General features: G+C 59.2%; 11 protein-coding genes. 5 read left to right on the top strand and 6 right to left on the bottom strand.

All coding sequences use genetic code 11. From position 1 onward, the window contains the following. Window positions 1-238 precede the first annotated feature (238 nt). From fepD to JEM67_RS19850, 3 genes are read left to right on the top strand one after another with little or no spacing between them, the layout of a single operon-like run. Window positions 239-1,312 carry a Fe(3+)-siderophore ABC transporter permease gene (gene fepD, locus JEM67_RS19840; RefSeq protein WP_199636139.1) on the top strand — a complete coding sequence of 358 codons (1,074 nt, stop codon included), beginning with the start codon at window positions 239-241 and terminating at the stop codon, window positions 1,310-1,312. Further along, complete coding sequence (gene fepG, locus JEM67_RS19845; RefSeq protein WP_199636138.1) at window positions 1,312-2,337, top strand: iron-enterobactin ABC transporter permease; 1,026 nt, start codon at window positions 1,312-1,314, stop codon at window positions 2,335-2,337. The genes fepD and fepG overlap by 1 nt, the downstream gene beginning before the upstream one ends. After that, the gene (locus tag JEM67_RS19850; RefSeq protein ID WP_199636137.1) at window positions 2,334-3,152 is read left to right on the top strand and encodes an ATP-binding cassette domain-containing protein; all 819 of its coding nucleotides are present in this window, start codon (window positions 2,334-2,336) and stop codon (window positions 3,150-3,152) included. The genes fepG and JEM67_RS19850 overlap by 4 nt, the downstream gene beginning before the upstream one ends. Window positions 3,153-3,402: 250 nt before the next feature. Here the strand turns inward: JEM67_RS19850 and JEM67_RS19855 are convergent, their stop codons facing one another. The 3 genes from JEM67_RS19855 to fes are packed head-to-tail and all read right to left on the bottom strand — an operon-like array spanning window position 3,403 to window position 8,934. After that, a complete protein-coding gene (locus tag JEM67_RS19855) occupies window positions 3,403-7,347 on the bottom strand; it encodes an enterobactin synthase subunit F (RefSeq protein ID WP_199636136.1) in 3,945 nt (1,314 codons plus the stop codon). A 32-nt stretch (window positions 7,348-7,379) separates the two neighbouring features. Next, window positions 7,380-7,586 carry an MbtH family protein gene (locus JEM67_RS19860; protein WP_199636135.1) on the bottom strand — a complete coding sequence of 69 codons (207 nt, stop codon included), beginning with the start codon at window positions 7,584-7,586 and terminating at the stop codon, window positions 7,380-7,382. Next, window positions 7,561-8,934 carry an enterochelin esterase gene (gene fes / locus JEM67_RS19865; RefSeq protein WP_199636134.1) on the bottom strand — a complete coding sequence of 458 codons (1,374 nt, stop codon included), beginning with the start codon at window positions 8,932-8,934 and terminating at the stop codon, window positions 7,561-7,563. Before fes ends, JEM67_RS19860 begins: the two co-directional genes overlap by 26 nt. Before the next feature lie 308 nt (window positions 8,935-9,242). Between fes and JEM67_RS19870 the strand changes: the two genes are divergently transcribed. Continuing rightward, complete coding sequence (locus tag JEM67_RS19870; RefSeq protein WP_199636133.1) at window positions 9,243-11,522, top strand: TonB-dependent siderophore receptor; 2,280 nt, start codon at window positions 9,243-9,245, stop codon at window positions 11,520-11,522. Between the two features lie 257 nt (window positions 11,523-11,779). On the opposite strand, the gene JEM67_RS19875 is transcribed toward JEM67_RS19870, so the two are convergent. The 3 genes from JEM67_RS19875 to budA all read right to left on the bottom strand — a co-directional run bounded on the left by JEM67_RS19875 (window position 11,780) and on the right by budA (window position 16,023). Next, a complete protein-coding gene (locus tag JEM67_RS19875; protein ID WP_233527711.1) occupies window positions 11,780-13,354 on the bottom strand; it encodes an ABC transporter substrate-binding protein in 1,575 nt (524 codons plus the stop codon). 162 nt (window positions 13,355-13,516) lie between these two features. After that, window positions 13,517-15,202, bottom strand: coding sequence for an acetolactate synthase AlsS (alsS, locus tag JEM67_RS19880; protein ID WP_004947648.1), 1,686 nt, complete (start codon window positions 15,200-15,202; stop codon window positions 13,517-13,519). A 41-nt stretch (window positions 15,203-15,243) separates the two neighbouring features. Then, on the bottom strand, window positions 15,244-16,023 hold the full coding sequence (budA, locus tag JEM67_RS19885; protein ID WP_199636131.1) for an acetolactate decarboxylase: 780 nt from the start codon (window positions 16,021-16,023) through the stop codon (window positions 15,244-15,246). Window positions 16,024-16,119: 96 nt separating this feature from the next. Here budA and JEM67_RS19890 point away from each other — a divergent pair, with 96 nt between their 5' ends. Then, window positions 16,120-16,389, top strand: a complete 270-nt coding sequence (locus JEM67_RS19890; RefSeq protein WP_199636130.1) for a hypothetical protein — start codon at window positions 16,120-16,122, stop codon at window positions 16,387-16,389. The last annotated feature ends 146 nt before the right edge of the window (window positions 16,390-16,535 follow it).

Here is a 16,535-nt window from a genome sequence, read left to right on the forward strand (position 1 = left end):
AAAAGGGACAGCGTCTATAGCCAAAATAATTGGAGTTGAATCAAGGCGGCAACCAAGCGCATCCCCATGAACGTACAGGAAGTACGTGATTGGGGGTAAGTGCGGGCAGCCAACACAGATACAGCTTCAAGAATGAAGGGTATGTGCTGCAATAGCGAAGGGAGTCATGGTAACATAGATGAAAGCAATCAATAATGATAATAAATATCATTTATATTCAATTAAATAACGGATTGTTATGTTACGGACTACACGCAATGGCACACCGTCCATTCCAGCCCCCAGGGATCGTCTTATTAGCGGCACTCCCCACTCATTTCGTCGCAAACTATCGGGTTTGCTGCTTGCCGTTTGCGCGCTGTTGGCCGTGATGCTGCTCAGCCTGTCGCTCGGCGCTAAATCCATCCCATTCGATACGGTTGTCCAGACGCTGAACGGTCAATGCCGTGGAGCGGATTGCACCATCATTACCGAAGCCAGATTGCCGCGCACGCTGGTGGGCGTATTGGCCGGCATTGCGCTGGGTCTGTCCGGCGTATTGATGCAAACCCTCACCCGCAACCCACTGGCCGATCCGGGCATTCTCGGCGTGAACGCCGGAGCGGGATTTGCCGTGGTACTGGGCATCACCTTCTTTGGGGCCGCCGAGGTTAGCCAATACCTGTGGTTCGCCTTTGCCGGGGCGATGTTCGCTGCACTGCTGGTCGCGTTGATCGGCGCTCTTGGCGGCAGCAGCCTGAACCCGGTCCGCCTGACGTTGGCCGGTGTCGCGCTGGCGGCGGTGCTGGAGGGAATGACCTCAGGGATTTCTCTGCTGAATCCGCTGGTGTTCGATCAACTGCGGTTTTGGCAGGCCGGTTCGCTGGATATTCAAAATATGCAGGTGGTGCGTACCGTCACCCTGCCGATCCTGCTGGGCACGCTAATCACACTGTGGATGAGCAAATCGCTTAACAGCCTGAGCATGGGCAGCGAATTGGCCACTGCGCTGGGCACCGGCATCGTCCGCACCCAATTGCTGGGCCTGCTGGCGATCACCCTGCTGTGCGGGGGCGCCACCGCCGCCGTCGGCCCGATTGCTTTCATCGGCCTGATGATGCCGCATATTGCCCGCCGGCTGGCGGGATCCGAGCTGCATTGGATGCTGCCGTGGACGCTGGTATTGACCCCCATCCTGCTGCTGAGCGCCGATCTGATTGGCCGCTTCCTGGTGGCCGGCGAACTGCGCGTTTCCATCGTGACCGCGCTGATTGGCGCACCGCTGCTGATCATGCTGGTGCGCCAACGCCATATGTTCAGGAGGCAGCGCTAATGTCGATGCTGGCTGCCCGTCTGATGACCGATCAAAAATTGCGTGCCCTGTCGCGACCGGCGCTGACCGCGTCGATACTGGCGCTTGCCTGCGGGGTACTGGCGATTTACGCCCTAGGTTCCGGTTCCCTTTCGCTTAACGCCACGCAGGTGATCGACGCTCTCCTCGGCAAAGGCCCGGCAAACCTGACGGTAATAGTCACCCAGTGGCGTCTGCCACGCGTCACTATGGCGTTGCTGTTGGGCGCCGCGCTCGGGATCAGCGGCGCTATTTTCCAGTCTCTGCTGCGCAACCCGCTCGGCAGCCCGGACGTGATTGGCTTCAATACCGGCGCCTACAGCGGCGTATTGGTAGCCATAGTGTTGTTTAACGGCGGCGTTATCGGCATCACCTCCGGGGCACTGGCCGGCGGCCTGCTGACCGCCGCGCTGGTTTATCTGCTGGCATGGCGCAACGGTGTCGAGGCTTTCCGTTTGATTATCGTCGGCATCGCCGTGCGCGCCCTGCTGGTCGCCGGTAATACCTGGCTTATCATCAGCGCCTCTCTGGAATCCGCCATGACCGCCGGGCTGTGGAGCGCAGGGTCTCTTAACGGCATAAGCTGGGCGAAAAGCCTGCCGGTGCTGGTAGTGATCGCGCTGTGTTGCCTGCTGTTGCTGACGTTGTCACGCCGCATGCGGCTGCTGGAAATGGGTGACGACACCGCCTGCGCCCTTGGCGTGCCGGTGGAACGTTCGCGCGTACTGCTGCTGCTGATCGGCGTAACGCTGACCGCTGCCGCCACCGCTGTGGCCGGGCCGATCTCCTTTATTGCGCTGGTGGCGCCGCAGATTGCCCGCCGCCTGTGCGCCAACCGCAGCGTCCTGTTGCTGACCGCCCTGACCGGCGCGTTGTTGCTGCTGATCGCCGATGTCGCCGCCCAGCGCCTGTTTATGCCTTATCAACTGCCGGTAGGCGTGTTGACCGTCAGCCTCGGCGGCATTTATCTGATTTGGCTGTTAATCCGTGAGTCACGAAAAAAATGAATGCTAAACCCCTGCTGCCCGCGCCGCTGCGCGCTGAACATCTGACGCTAAGCTATGACAAGAAAATCGTAGCGAGCGATCTTTGCGTCTCTATCCCACAGGGCGAACTGACGGTGATTATCGGGCCGAACGCCTGCGGTAAATCTACCCTGCTGCGCACCCTCAGCCGCCTGATGCAACCGCAAGCCGGAACGGTTTGGCTGAACGGCAAGCACATCAGCGAATACGCAACCAAAGAGGTGGCGCGCCAGTTAGGCCTGCTGCCGCAAAGTTCGACCGCCCCCGGCGACATCACCGTCTTTGATCTGGTGGCCCGTGGCCGCTACCCGCATCAGCGTCTGTTCAGCCGTTGGCGCGAAGAAGACCAGCAAGCGGTGGAGCAGGCAATGCGTTCCACCGGCGTGTTTGAACTGGCTGAACAGCCGGTGGATACGCTTTCCGGCGGACAGCGTCAGCGGGTCTGGATTGCGATGGTGCTGGCGCAGCAAACGCCGCTGCTGTTGCTGGATGAACCGACCACTTGGTTGGACATTAGCCATCAGATCGACCTGCTGGAGTTGATGCGTCAGTTAAACCGTGAAAACGGCCACACGCTGGTGGTAGTGCTGCACGATCTCAACCACGCCTGCCGTTACGCCACCCATCTGATCGCCATGCGCGATGGCAAAGTCGTGGCCGAAGGTGCACCTAAGGATATCGTGACGCCGGAGTTGATCGAAGAAGTGTACGGCCTGCGCTGCATGATCATTGACGATCCTGTCTCGCACACGCCGTTGGTGGTACCACTGGGGAAATCTCGGGGAAGTGATTTCTAGCAGATTTGAACGCGGCTCGCAGCGGTCCTAAAAGGACAAGGCTCATGAATGAGCCTTCAGACTGCTGACAAAGCCCGCTATTAGGGAGAGCGTGCCGAAGGGGTTGTAGCAGCTTTAGCTGCCGGAGCGCCCCTCGGTGCGCCAGGCCCGGGTATCTCGGACTCAAAGGCAACTTTGTCATAAACCTCAAGGCCCATTCATGGGCCTTGTCGTGCAAGTAACAATGCTGCGGCTTGAAAGACGACGGGTATTACAGCGCTCTTAGAATGCGGTTCAGCAAAGGCCCCAGCACCTTAAACGAGGCCGGTGAGACGATATCTACGTGCGCGCAATCCAGTTCATGAACCTGCAAGGCATCCACATATTCCGCCCAGGTTTGCTGCACATCCATCCCTTCCTGCAACGTCTGACGCGCGACAAACAGCGTCGCCTGCCCGCTGAAATTCGCCGTATGGGTCGCGGAAAGCAGACGCACCGAATCGGCATAGTTGGCTTCGATATTATCGAACATCGCCACCCGGGTTTCACCCAATGCCGGATCCAGCGTATCTTCCGATACCGCCAGGAACTGCTGGCGTTCGCGCTGCACTTCTTTCAGCACGTTGTCATCCAGCATCACGTCCCAGTTTTGCGTTTCCGGCGGATAGGTATCCAGCAGGCCAAGGAAGGCCACTTCTTCGCCCCGCGCCTGCAACCTGGCGGCGATCCCCTGCGCCAACGTACCGCCCAGCGAATAACCGATAAAGTGGTAAGGACCCTGTGGCTGAACCTGCAATACCGTCGCCAGATGCGCCTCGCAAACCTGAGCCATATTCTCGCTTAGCGCCAGCGGGCCATCCGGACGTGGCGACTGAATGCCCACCAGTGACCAATGCTGATCGATATAGCGCGGCAACACGCTGAACTGCCAGGAGAATCCGGAAGCCGGATGCAGGCAGAACAGCGTCGGGCCATCGGTGGTGCGCAGCGGCAATACGCTGTCGAAACCGGTTTGGTCGGCTTCTTCCTGCGTGCGCTCTTGCGTTAGCAGTTGCGCCAACTGTTCCACCCGGGAAGCGACCATCACCTGCCCTACCGAAACCGCCTTGCCCAACTCGCGCCGCAGCTCCGCCGCCAGCCGCATGGCCAGCAGCGAGTGGCCGCCGAGGGCGAAGAAATCATCGTCGGCAAATACGGTTTCACGTCGCAGCAAGCGCGCAAATACCGCAGCGATCGCCGTCTCCAGCCCGGGTTCAGGTTCACGACCCGCAGCCCTGACGCCGTTTTGCGGCTGCGGCAACGCTTTGCGAGCCAGCTTGCCGTTAGCGCTTAGCGGTAAAGAGTCCATCTCAACCAACGCCACCGGTACCATGTGTGGCGGCAGGCGATCGGCCAAGGCGGCACGCAGGCCGTCGAGATCCAGGCGCACGCCAGGCTGGGCCACCAGGTAGCCCACCAGTTGGCGGGCATCCCCACCGCCGGTGTCTGCCGGCGTATTGTCCAGCACCAGCGCATGGGTCACCGCCTGCTTAATGCCCGGCAGCGACAGCAATGCATGGTCGATTTCGCTCAGCTCAATGCGCTGACCACGAATTTTTAGCTGATCGTCGCTGCGGCCGAGGTATTCCACTTCGCCACCCGGCAGCCAGCGTGCAACGTCGCCGGTACGATACATCCGTCCGCCGTTGCCTTCGGGATCGGCCACAAAGCGGCTGGCGGTCAGCTCCGGTCGGCCAAGGTAGCCCTGCGCCAGCTGCACGCCGGTAAGATACAAATCGCCGGCCACGCCCGGCGGCACCAGCCGCAGACGCGTATCCAGGATGCGCAGCCCGGTATTCCACACCGGCAGGCCGATCGGCACATTGGCGCCCGTGATTGCCGCCAGCGACTCGCCCCAGGCCGGATGCCAGCTGACATCCACCGCCGCTTCGGTCGGACCGTACAGGTTATGCAAGGGTACGCCAGTGCGGCTTTGCCACAGGCGACACAGCTCAGCCGGCAGCGCTTCGCCGCTGCAAAAGACCTGCCGCAACGGCGCACAGCAGGCCACCGCCGGCGGGTTGTCCAGCGCGCCGACAAAGGCCGCCAGCATCGAAGGCACGAAATGCAGCGTGGTAACCCGATGCTGGTCAATCAACTCCAACAGCTGTTGCGGATCGCGGTGCGCTTCCGGCGGTGCCATCACCAACTGCGCACCCACCATCAACGGCCAGAAAAACTCCCACACCGAGACGTCAAAGCTGCATGGCGTTTTCTGTAGCACCACATCGTTCGCCGCCAGTGGATACTGATGCTGCATCCACAGTAAACGGTTGACGATCGCCTGATGCCCCACCAGCACGCCTTTCGGCCGCCCGGTAGAACCGGAAGTAAAGATGATGTAAGCCGGGTGATGCGGCGTTGGCCCACTGAGCGCTACCTCAGCCGCGCAGTCGGCGGCCAAAGGCGCATCAAACAGCAGGATTTCCCCCTTGCCGGTAAAACGCGCCTGCTGGGTAGGTTCGGTGATGATCAGCCGCGGTGCGGCATCTTCCAGCATCATACCGAGGCGTTCGTCAGGGTAGCCGGTGTCCAGCGGCAAGTAGGCGGCCCCCGCCTCGACAATCGCCATCAGCGCCAGCGACAAAAATACCGAGCGCGGCAGCGCAACGGCAACGATATCGCCGGGCTTTACACCCTGTGCCGTCAGTTGGCGCGCCAGCGCGGTGACCTGTTCACGGGTTTCGCGATAACTGAACCGGTATTGCGCATCCCGCAACGCCGGGGCGTCCGGGGTTTTCTGCGCCTGTTCGGCCAGCAGGCCGCTGAGGGTTTGCGCCGCCACCGGATGAGCGGTGTCGTTAACCCTGGCCAGCAGTTGGCGGTCCTGTTCGGTCAGCAACTCGGCTTCGCCAATCGGCATCTGCGGCCGGGCGGCAAACTGACGCAACAACAGCGGCAGGCGCTGTAAATGCGCCGCCAGCTCATCGCGCTGATAACGTTCGGCGTTGGCCAGCAGATCCACCTTCAGCGTACCGGTCTCGTCGAGATACAGCGCGATCTCCAGATCCCGTACCGGCCCTGAGGCCAACTCGTGAGTAATGCCTTCGATACCGCCGAAATCCAGCTGGAAGTCGAACATTTTAAAGTTGAAAACGGTGCCGTACAGCGGCTGGGCATCGCCAATCCGTCCCAAATCACGCTGGATTTGCTCCGCCTCGTAACGCTGATGACGGCGGACGGTTTTCAACTCACGGCCGATACCGCCGGCTACCTCGCACAGCGTGGACTGGGGATCGAGGTGTATTTCGATCGGCAATACGTTGATCACCGGCCCGTTGGCACATAACGCAGCAGAACCGGTGCGGCGCATAAAGATGAAACCGGCGCTGAAGCTGCCGTGGCCGCTCAGGCGAGACACCCACAACGCCACCAGCGCCAGCGCCATATCCGCCACGCTGAACTGCTGCGGGCTGGCGTTCACCAGTTGGGTAAAATCTTGACGATCGCACAGCTGCGATAACCGGTGGATGCGGATGGTTGGCGTCTGCCCGGCCAGCGGCTGCGGGCAAAGCGTTGCCGGCGCAGGCAACTGCTGCGCCTTGTTCAGCCAAAAAGCGGCATCTCGCTGGCAGGTTGCCGACTGCTGGTAGCGCTGATATTCCGCTACCACCTCGCTGAAGGAGGTAAATGGCGTCGGATCGGGCTGTTCATCGTTCAGCATGCGGCTGTAAATGTGGGCGATTCTGCGGGCAATGGCGGTAAAACTGAAGCCATCGACCAGAATATGGTGGTAGCGCTGATACCAGAACCAACGCCGGTCCGACAGGCGGATCAACATATGGCGGTACAGCGCCTTGCCGCTGCCGATGCGCAAATCACCGGACATATCCAACTGCATCACCGCCTGCGCCGCCGCCAGGGCATCGGGAGAGCCGCGCAGATCGAGATATTCCGTCGGCAGGATCGCCAGGTCGGCGTCATGCCACTGTACCGGCACCCCGTCCCGCTCTTCAAAGCGGAGCTGAAGAGTATCGACTTCGGACAACCCCTGCGCAATCGCCTGCAATAGCCGCTCTTCGTTCAGTGGGCCGCTGAGTTCGATATAGTGGGAAACCGCATAGGCATTGGCGTACGGCGATATTTGATCGGCCACCCAGATGCCAGGTTGCGCGGCGACCAGCGGTAATTCAGTGGCAGGCTGCTCTTCGGTCGGTAATAAAATAGGGTCTGACAAGGGAGTGACTCCTGTTAACGGTAATGGCGCCATCACGCCTTACGCAGCGATGCGGGCCGCATATCCTGCCAATGCTGTTCCAGCCAGCTCATACACAGCGAGCGTACCGCCGGGCCGAAAACCGGCGTCCACCCCGCCGGTACTGCGCTGAAATCAGGCCACAGGCTGTATTGCTGCTCATCGTTTTGCAGAATCAGGCAGATTTGGTGTTCATCATCGAACGGGTTCAGAGTTTCCATCACGGACTCCTTGGACTTTGAAAGTTAGCTTGGCGAATGGCGCCGCAGGCTGATCCGCCCACAACGCCTGCAGCCCGTCGATCAACCCGCCGCGCCAGCACAGAGAGTCGTGCCCGCCTTCCACCACCCGGTATTGCACCTGATGGCCGGCATCACGCAGCACATCCGCCATCCGATCATTCACCCTGCGCGCCACCTGTTCGTGGGTGCCGGCCTCCATGAACACCTTCAATCCGCCCTTGCGGCCAACGCTTCGTTCGGCCTGACGCAGCAGCCAACCGGCATCGGCCGGCACGGCAGGTTGCTGGTACATGTCGCGACGCGGCCACCAGAAAGAGCCGGACTGAGCAATCACGCCGCCAAAACGCTGCGGCCAGTGGAGACCGGCATACAGCGAAGACAGGCCGCCGAAGCTCTGGCCACACACCAGCGTGCTTGCAGGGTTGCCGCTGTGGGGTGCCCATTCAGCCAATTGCGGCAGCAGTTCCTCCTGCACCGCCAACCAAAAATCCTCATTGCAGGCTAACTCATGCGCACGCTGTTTTTGATCGATGGCATCGATCAACAGATACACCGCCTCCGGCAGTTTGCCTTCACGAGTCAGTTGCATCAGCGGATCCCAGACCGGCATGTTGCTCGACCAGAACTGGCCGTCCAGCAGCAGGGCCAACGGCCGTTGCGCCGGGTTGCTGTCGCCGGTGGTGTAAACCCAAACGCTACGGGTATTGCCCAACCGCGCGCTGTGCCAGCTGTGGCGTTGCAGCCTGGCGGGCGGAGCCGGGGTACAACGCCCGCAGGCCGACGCATAACGATCGAAATCCTGCCAGGCCGGTTGCGGCAGCGCCGCCGGCATATGCAGGCCGGACAAGACGTTGCCGTTGGCGCCGAACCAGGAGCGATGAGGATTAAGCAGATCGTGGGTGGCGCTGGCAAACACCTGATGCCACCAGTGACGGACCGAATGCATATTGGCGTGCGCATCGTTATCGCTGAGCGTCAGCGGCCGATCGTCCATGCAGGGCATAAAGCAGTAACTGCCACGCCAGTCGGCGTTCAGCTCGGTTTGCCAATACCAGACGTCGGTCCCTTCCAGCCGTTGCAAGCTCTGCGGTGGCGAGGGCTGATGATGATCGGTGAGGCAGTTGATGTGGATCCAGACGCGTTGATAGGCTGAAGTGAGCTCACATCCCTGAGGATCACGCCATAAAAATGTGACCTTCCCTCGCCCATCTCCTTGCAGCTCCACCAGCGGCGTACCGCGTTTGGCGATATTCAGCCACCATCCATGACGCCCGGCGTGCTTGCTCGATAATAATCTGCTGCTTTCTGACTCGGATTTTGTTTTCAAAACGCCTATTCACTTTTAGCTGGCAGCTTCAAGAACGCCGGCACATTCGCGGCGCGAGGCGCTGCCTAAAAACGGTAAACCGAATACTATTGATAATTATTTGCGTTTGCAATAGTGTGTTAAGGCTCGTAAACAGAGCAGGTATTCTTCAACAGGGACGGATATCGCTTTTTAGCGCCGAATCCAATGCCGTTGCGTCTCGGTCTGTTGGATTTTTATTTTCGCGATCACAAAAACTACAACCGCCCTTCTCTCTGCCGGAGGCCTGTCTTCGGCCCCGGGAAAGGCAGCAAGGTAGGAACACTCAAATGAACCGCAAACTTTCACGTTATTCTTTAGCCACACTCATCGGGTTAGGGTTAGGCGCGTCCGCCTTTGCGCACGCCGCACAGCAAACTGATACCACCGCAGAAACCGATACCGCCGCCAAAAGCAAAAAAGAAGCCGCCGAGGACACCATTGTCGTCACCGCTGCCCGACAAAACCTGCAGGCTCCGGGGGTATCCACCATCACCGCCGACGAAATCAAAAAACGCCCTCCGGCGCGCGATATCAGCGAACTGATCCGTACCATGCCCGGCGTTAACCTGACCGGCAACTCCACCAGCGGCCAGCGCGGCAACAACCGCCAGATCGATATTCGCGGCATGGGCCCGGAAAACACCCTGATTCTGATCGACGGTATTCCGGCCAGCAGCCGCAACTCGGTGCGCCAGGGGTGGCGCGGCGAACGTGACAGCCGCGGCGATACCGCCTGGGTGCCACCGGAGATGATCGAACGCATCGAAGTGCTGCGCGGTCCGGCCGCTGCACGCTATGGCAACGGCGCCGCCGGCGGCGTGGTCAATATCATCACCAAAAAGAGCACCAAAGATCTGCACGGCTCGCTGAACACTTATTTCAACGTGCCGCAGCATAAGCAGGAAGGATCTACCAAGCGCACCGACTTCAGCCTGTCCGGCCCGCTGAGCGACCAGTTGAGCTTTCGCCTGTTCGGCGGCTACAGCAAAACGCAGGCCGACGCCTGGGATATTAACGAATCGCACAAATCCGAACGCGCAGGCGCTTATGCCAGCAGCATTCCCTCCGGGCGTGAAGGGGTGGTCGACAAAAACATCGACGCCCTGCTGCACTGGGACTTCGCCCGCTTGCAGTCGCTGGAGTTTGAATATTCCTATGGCCGCCAGGGCAACCTGTACGCAGGCGATACGCAAAACACCAACACCAACGCGCTGGTGCAAAGCAACTACGGCAAAGAGACCAACCGCATCTACCGCGAAACCTTCGGCCTCAACCATCGCGGCGCCTGGGACGACGGAGTCAGCACCAACAATTACGTTCGGTTCGAGCGCACGCGTAATACGCGTCTGAACGAAGGTTTGGCCGGCGGCACCGAGGGTATTTTCGACACCAAAAATGAAGGCTTCGGCACCACCAAGCTAGACGATTTTCTGGCGCACAGCGAAGTCAGCGTGCCGTTTGAATTGGGCGTCACGCAAACCGCCACGCTGGGCACCGAGTGGAACCAGCAGCGCATGAAGGATGGCACGTCAACCAGCCAAACGCTGATGGGCGGCACCATTCCTGGCACAGAGACCGGCACCCGTAGCCCTTACGCTTCGGCGAATATCTTCTCGCTGTTCGCCGAGGACAATATCGAGCTGACCGACAGCACCATGCTGACGCCCGGCCTGCGTTACGATCACCATTCCGAGGCCGGCAATAACTGGAGCCCGGCGCTAAACCTGTCGCAAGAGTTGGGCGACAACTTCACGCTGAAAATGGGCATCGCCCGCGCCTACAAAGCGCCGACGCTGTTCCAGACCAACCAAAACTATTTGCTGTACAGCAAGGGGCAAGGTTGTGCGGCCAGCGATACCAAAAATGGCTGCTATCTGCTCGGCAACGACGATCTGAAGGCGGAAAACAGCATCAACAAAGAGATCGGGCTGGAGTTCCATCATGAAGGCTGGCTGGCCGGAGTGACCTACTTCCGCAACGATTACCGCAACAAGATCGAAGCGGGCAACAGCAAAATCGCCACCAGCAGCACAGGTACGACGGTTTATCAGTGGGAAAACGTGCCGAAAGCGGTCGTACAGGGCCTGGAAGGTACACTGAACGTACCGGTCAGCGAGACCCTTTCCTGGAGCAACAACGCCACCTACATGATCGAGAATAAGAACAAGAGCACCGGCGATTATCTGTCGGTGATCCCTAAATTCACTATCAACTCGACGCTGAGCTGGCAGGCGACCCAGGAACTGTCAATGCAATCGACCCTGACCTGGTACGGCCGCCAGAAGCCGAAGAAGTACAACTATCAGGGCAAACCGGCGACCGGCAGCGAAACCCGCGAGGTCAGCCCTTACGCCATCGTCGGCGCCAGCGCCACCTATGACGTCACCAAAAACGTCAGCGTCACCGCCGGCATCGACAACCTGTTCGACAAACGCCAGTTCCGCGCCGGCAACGCGCAAAACGTTGGCGATCCCAACACCGGCGCCATCAACATCGCCGGAGCGGGTGCTGCAACCTACAACGAACCGGGCCGCACTTATTATATGAGCCTCAATACGCATTTCTGATAGGTGTTGAGAAAGACCGGGGGCTGCCCAGACTGCTGACACAGCCCGTTATTAGGGGGGAGCGTGCCGAAGGGGTCGTAGCGGCTTGCCGCTGACCAATTTGCCGGGAGCAAATTGGAACGACTTCATGTCGGCCCGCAGGGTGGGACACACGGATGTGTCCCATAATAGCCCCTCGGTGCGCTAGGCCCGAGTATCTCGGGCTCAAAGGCAACTTTGTCATCAAACTCGGGGGCTGCCACGCAGCCCCCTTTTTATTATTTCTCCAGCGATACCTGTTTGAAGATGTGCTTGCCGAACGGGTCGATTTCGTACCCTTTCACTTCCTTGCGCACCGGCTCAAAAATGGTCGAGTGGGCAATCATCAACGCCGGCATCTGCTCATGCATCATCACCTGAGCCTGCTCATACAGCGCCACTCGCTTGGCATGATCGTTCTCTTCACGCGCCTGCAGGATCAGCTTATCAAAAGGCGGGTAGCACCATTTGGCCGAGTTTGAACCGCCGTTGGCCGAAACACAGGTAAACAACGGACCGAAGAAGTTATCCGGATCGCCATTGGCGGTAGTCCACCCCACCAACGCGGTCTGGTGTTCGCCATTTTTGAGCCGCTGCAGATATTCGCCCCACTCGAAAGTGACAATTTTAGCCTTCACGCCAATCTTCGCCCAATCGGACTGGATCATCTCCGCCATGCGTTTGGCGTTCGGGTTGTAGGGCCGCTGCACCGGCATCGCCCACAGATCCATCGCAAAACCCTGGCCCAAACCGGCGTCCTTCAGCAGTTGCCTGGCTTTCTCCGGCGCGTACGGGTAATCCTCAATCTTGTCGTTGCTGCCCCACTGGGTCGGCGGCAGCAGGTTCTTCGCCTGCTGCCCCGCGCCGTGAAACACCGCTTCGATGATCGCCGGTTTATTCACCGCCATCGCCAGCGCCTGGCGTACCTTGACGTTATCCAGCGGTTTTTTCTGGGTATTAAACGCCAGGAAACCGATATTCAAACCGGATTTCTCCATCACCTGAATGTTCGGGTCCTGGCGCATCCGCGCTAAATCCGCCGGGTTGGGGAATGGCATCACCTGGCATTCATTTTTTTGCAGTTTGGCATAGCGCACCGCGGCGTCCGGGGTTATCGAGAACACCAGACGGTCAATCTTCGGTTTGCCCTCCCAATAGTGGTCGAACGCTTTGTAGAGGATCTTCGCGTCTTTCTGATACTGCACCAGTTGGAACGGCCCGGTGCCTATCGGGTCGTTATCGACCCGTTGCGGCGTGCCGGCCTTCAGCATCGCATCGGCATATTCCGCCGATAAAATGGTGGCGAAATACATGCCGAGGTCGGCCACGAACGGCGCTTCGGCGCGCGAAAGCTCAAAGCGCACCGTGCTGTCGTCCACTTTGACAATCTTGTCGATCAGCGTGCCGAATTCCATGGATTCAAAATTGGTGTAAGCGCCGTTGGAGACTTTGTGATACGGATGATTGGCGTCTTTTTGCCGCATGAAGGAGAAGATCACATCGTCGGCGTTGAAGTCGCGGGTTGGGGTAAAGAACTTGTTACTCTGGAATTTCACGCCCTTGCGCAGATGGAAAGTGTACTGCTTGCCGTCCTCGCTCACTTCCCAACTTTCCGCCAGGCTGGGTTGCAGCTCGACGGTGCCGGTTTTGAAATCCACCAGCCGGTTGTAGATCGTCGCAGAACTGGCGTCTACGGTGGGGCCCGAGGTGAACAGCTGCGGGTTGAACCCTTCCGGCGAGCTTTCGGAACAATAAACCAGCGTGCTGGCATGTGCGCCGCCCATCATCGCCAGAGCCAACAATCCCAGCGTCATTGTGCGTGTTTTATTTTTCATCCTGCCATCCCCAGTGGTTAGAAAACGAACCCGACGGATACCAATAAATCATGCAGTTAGGGTTGTAAAGCACAAATTTCGAGCATAAAAAACGGGGTGCGCCGCAAAGGCCGCTCCCCGTGGTTAACCGACATAATGAAATTAAATCATCTGGCTGAAGTTCATCTGCGCCATCAGTTTGTAGTTGTCGGCATAGTCGACCGGGATCGCCACCACCACCGGCCCCTGAATGTCCATCGCTTTGCGCAGCATCGGCCGCAGGTCATCTACCGACTGCACGGCAAACCCTACCGCACCGCAGGATTCCGCATAGGCTTTAAAATCGATCGGGCCAAATTCCACACCGGACTTGCGTCGGTATTTACTCACCTCCTGCATTTCCACCATGTTGTAGGCGTTATCCACCCAAATCACGTGCACGATGTTATTTTTCAGCCGCACCGCGGTTTCCAGCTCCATGCTCGACTGCATAAAGCCGCCGTCGCCGGAGATTGACACCACTTTGTCCCCCGGGCGCACCAGCGCTGCGCCAATCGCCCACGGCAACGCCACCCCCATAGTCTGCTGGCCGTTGGAGATCAGCAGTTGTCTTGCGCGGAAGCTATAGAGATAGCGCGCGATCCAGATGTGAAAACTGCCCATATCCACGCACAGCGTCACGTCGTCGCTGACAATATCCTGCAGCTCTTTCACGATACGCAGCGGATGGATCGGCATGCCGCCACGGCGTGCGGCGCGTTCTGCCAACTCGGTACGCTGCCGCCCCAGATCGCTGAGGATCAGTTCAACCTCTGCCGGCACGCTCACCACGGCGCTGAAGGCTTCGGTCATCATATCGAGGGTCGCGCTGATATTGCCCACCAGCTCCACGTCCGGGCGGTAACAGGTATCGATATCCGCCGGCAGCACGTCGATATGCACCAGCTTCAATTTGCCCTGGCTGTTCCACATGCAGGGATCGTATTCGATCGGGCCGTAGCCGACGCTGACCACCAGATCGGCTTTCTGCAACAGTTGATCGGCCGGCTGGTTGTTGAACAACCCGACGCGGCCGGCAAACCTGGCGAAATGATTAACGTCGATCACTCCCGCCGCCTGATAGGTGCCCACCACCGGCATATGGGTGCGGTGCAGCAGATGACGCACCGCCTCGCTGTTTTCCGGGCGGCTGGCCTGCAGACCCAACAGCATCACCGGACACTTCGCCTGCTGGATCAATTTTACCGCCGTGCGAATGTCATCGGCGGCGGCGGCCCCCATGCGTGGCAGGCGGCACCCCGCCAGCACCGGCGCGCTGACCGGCTCATTCACAATGTCCATCGGCAAGCTGATGAACGACGCACCCGGACGGCCAAACTCGGCATGGCGGAAAGCATTGGCGATCACTTCGGAAATCGCCACGCCGGCATGCACTTCGGCGCAATATTTGGTCACCGGCCGGAACATGCTGACGGTATCCATGCTCTGGTGGGTCTGTTTGAGGTTATCGGCGCGCTTCACCGCACCGCCGATCGCCACCACCGCATCCCCTTCCGAGGTGGCGGTCGCCAGCCCGGTGATCAGATTGGAACTGCCAGGCCCGGAGGTGACCAGCGCCACCCCCGCCTTACCGGTCAACCGCCCGACCGCAGCCGCCATAAACGCCGCATTGGCCTCGTGTCGGACCACCACCGTTTCTATCGACGGCGCGTCCTCCAGCGAATCGAATACCCGGTCGATTTTTGCCCCCGGAATACCGAACACGTATTTGACGCCCTGCGCTTCCAGATTTTTCACCACTAAATCTGCGCCACACGCCCAGTTATTGTCTGTTTTTGCCTTGTTCATGGAACACACCTCCTGAAAATATACCCACGGCTGTCGCGGAATTAACCCTCGGCAGAACGAATCGCGCGGTCCAAATCCTCCGGACAGAGGTCGGCGCGCAGAAAATCCGCATCATGCGGCAATTGAAGATTGAGACGGGTGATCACCCCAAATTGCAGGCGACCGTGGTCGAGCTGGTAATCCAACACGTGGCCGCCGCCGCTGCGATCATCGGTAACGAAGTGCTCGTGATAGCCGGCTACGCCGACTCCCTGCATGTAGTCCGGCGAACGGAAGCCAACCAGAGTTCCCTGCCGCTTGAGAAAGGCAAAGGTCGGTTGCTCCTCGATTGCCTCCAGCATCGGGCGGTAGGGACGTTCCTGACGCGGCACGGTGCGGGTTTCCACATGGCTGAATACACCGTCGACGCGCACCGCGCAGAACAGGTTCGGCGAAGCCACCTGCTCATCAATGCACTGGTGCAGCTGCGCTTTGGTGATAGGACGATCGAAGCTTTGGGTAACGCTTGGTTGGAAAAAGGTGACAACGGCAAAGGGGGTTTTCTGATCATTCCTGGCCGGTCGCGCGCTGCCGTCGGCGCGCAGTTGGTGAATTTCATCATCAAAGGCGATCAATTCGCCATCAAGGTGGTTGAAGGTGCCCAGGCCAAAGTTGCCGTGCCGAAGCAATTCGGCAATGGTCACTTCCCCTTCGTAAACGCCGCTGATTAACGCGCTCATCAGCGAGATTTGATAGATTTCACCCTCCCCGGCAATCACTGACTGCCTGGCGAAACCCTGCACCAAATGGTGCGCACAGGAACAACCCTGCTTTTCGTTCATTACGTACTCCTCCACCAGCGCAGTGCGAAGTGCCCCCACGCGTTCAAAAATGCTCACCTGAAAGGTAAGCAAAGATGTCGCCGACGACGCGTTCAGGTGGAACGATTCAGCCAGCGGCGACAAAAAAACCGGCACGGCAGGCCGGCGACGCTCAACCTCAACAACGATTTAGATTCACTAATCATTGTTGGCTGGCACAGCGTCAAATTGAACGTTTACTCTGGTATTGAAGCAGCAATCACTGTCGCAGGCGCATGGCGGCGCCTGGGAGAATGGCGTTGTTTTAAGTTTAAAAACCGCTTGATTTATACATTCAGTCTGCTGGCAAAGCCCGTTATTAGGGAGAGCGTGCCGAAGGGGTCGTAACGGCCTTGGCCGTCGGAGCGCCCCTCGGTGCGCTAGGCCCGGGTATCTCGGTCGTAAAAACGCCGTTGTCATCAAACTCGTTTATCTATTTTTCTCTTTGCGGCGGGATCCCGGTTCGCTCTTACCGTCCGTAAGCCCCAGAAAAA

This window comes from Serratia sp. PAMC26656, assembly GCF_016469055.2.
GTDB lineage: Bacteria > Pseudomonadota > Gammaproteobacteria > Enterobacterales > Enterobacteriaceae > Serratia > Serratia plymuthica.

Excerpts from the sequence above, each read along its gene's own strand:
- fepD (WP_199636139.1), top strand. The coding sequence starts at position 239 with ATGTTACGGACTACACGCAATGGCACACCGTCCATTCCAGCCCCCAGG.
- fepG (WP_199636138.1), top strand. The coding sequence starts at position 1,312 with ATGTCGATGCTGGCTGCCCGTCTGATGACCGATCAAAAATTGCGTGCC.
- JEM67_RS19850 (WP_199636137.1), top strand. The coding sequence starts at position 2,334 with ATGAATGCTAAACCCCTGCTGCCCGCGCCGCTGCGCGCTGAACATCTG.
- JEM67_RS19860 (WP_199636135.1), bottom strand. The coding sequence starts at position 7,586 with ATGGAAACTCTGAACCCGTTCGATGATGAACACCAAATCTGCCTGATT.
- JEM67_RS19870 (WP_199636133.1), top strand. The coding sequence starts at position 9,243 with ATGAACCGCAAACTTTCACGTTATTCTTTAGCCACACTCATCGGGTTA.
- JEM67_RS19875 (WP_233527711.1), bottom strand. The coding sequence starts at position 13,354 with ATGACGCTGGGATTGTTGGCTCTGGCGATGATGGGCGGCGCACATGCC.
- alsS (WP_004947648.1), bottom strand. The coding sequence starts at position 15,202 with ATGAACAAGGCAAAAACAGACAATAACTGGGCGTGTGGCGCAGATTTA.
- budA (WP_199636131.1), bottom strand. The coding sequence starts at position 16,023 with ATGAACGAAAAGCAGGGTTGTTCCTGTGCGCACCATTTGGTGCAGGGT.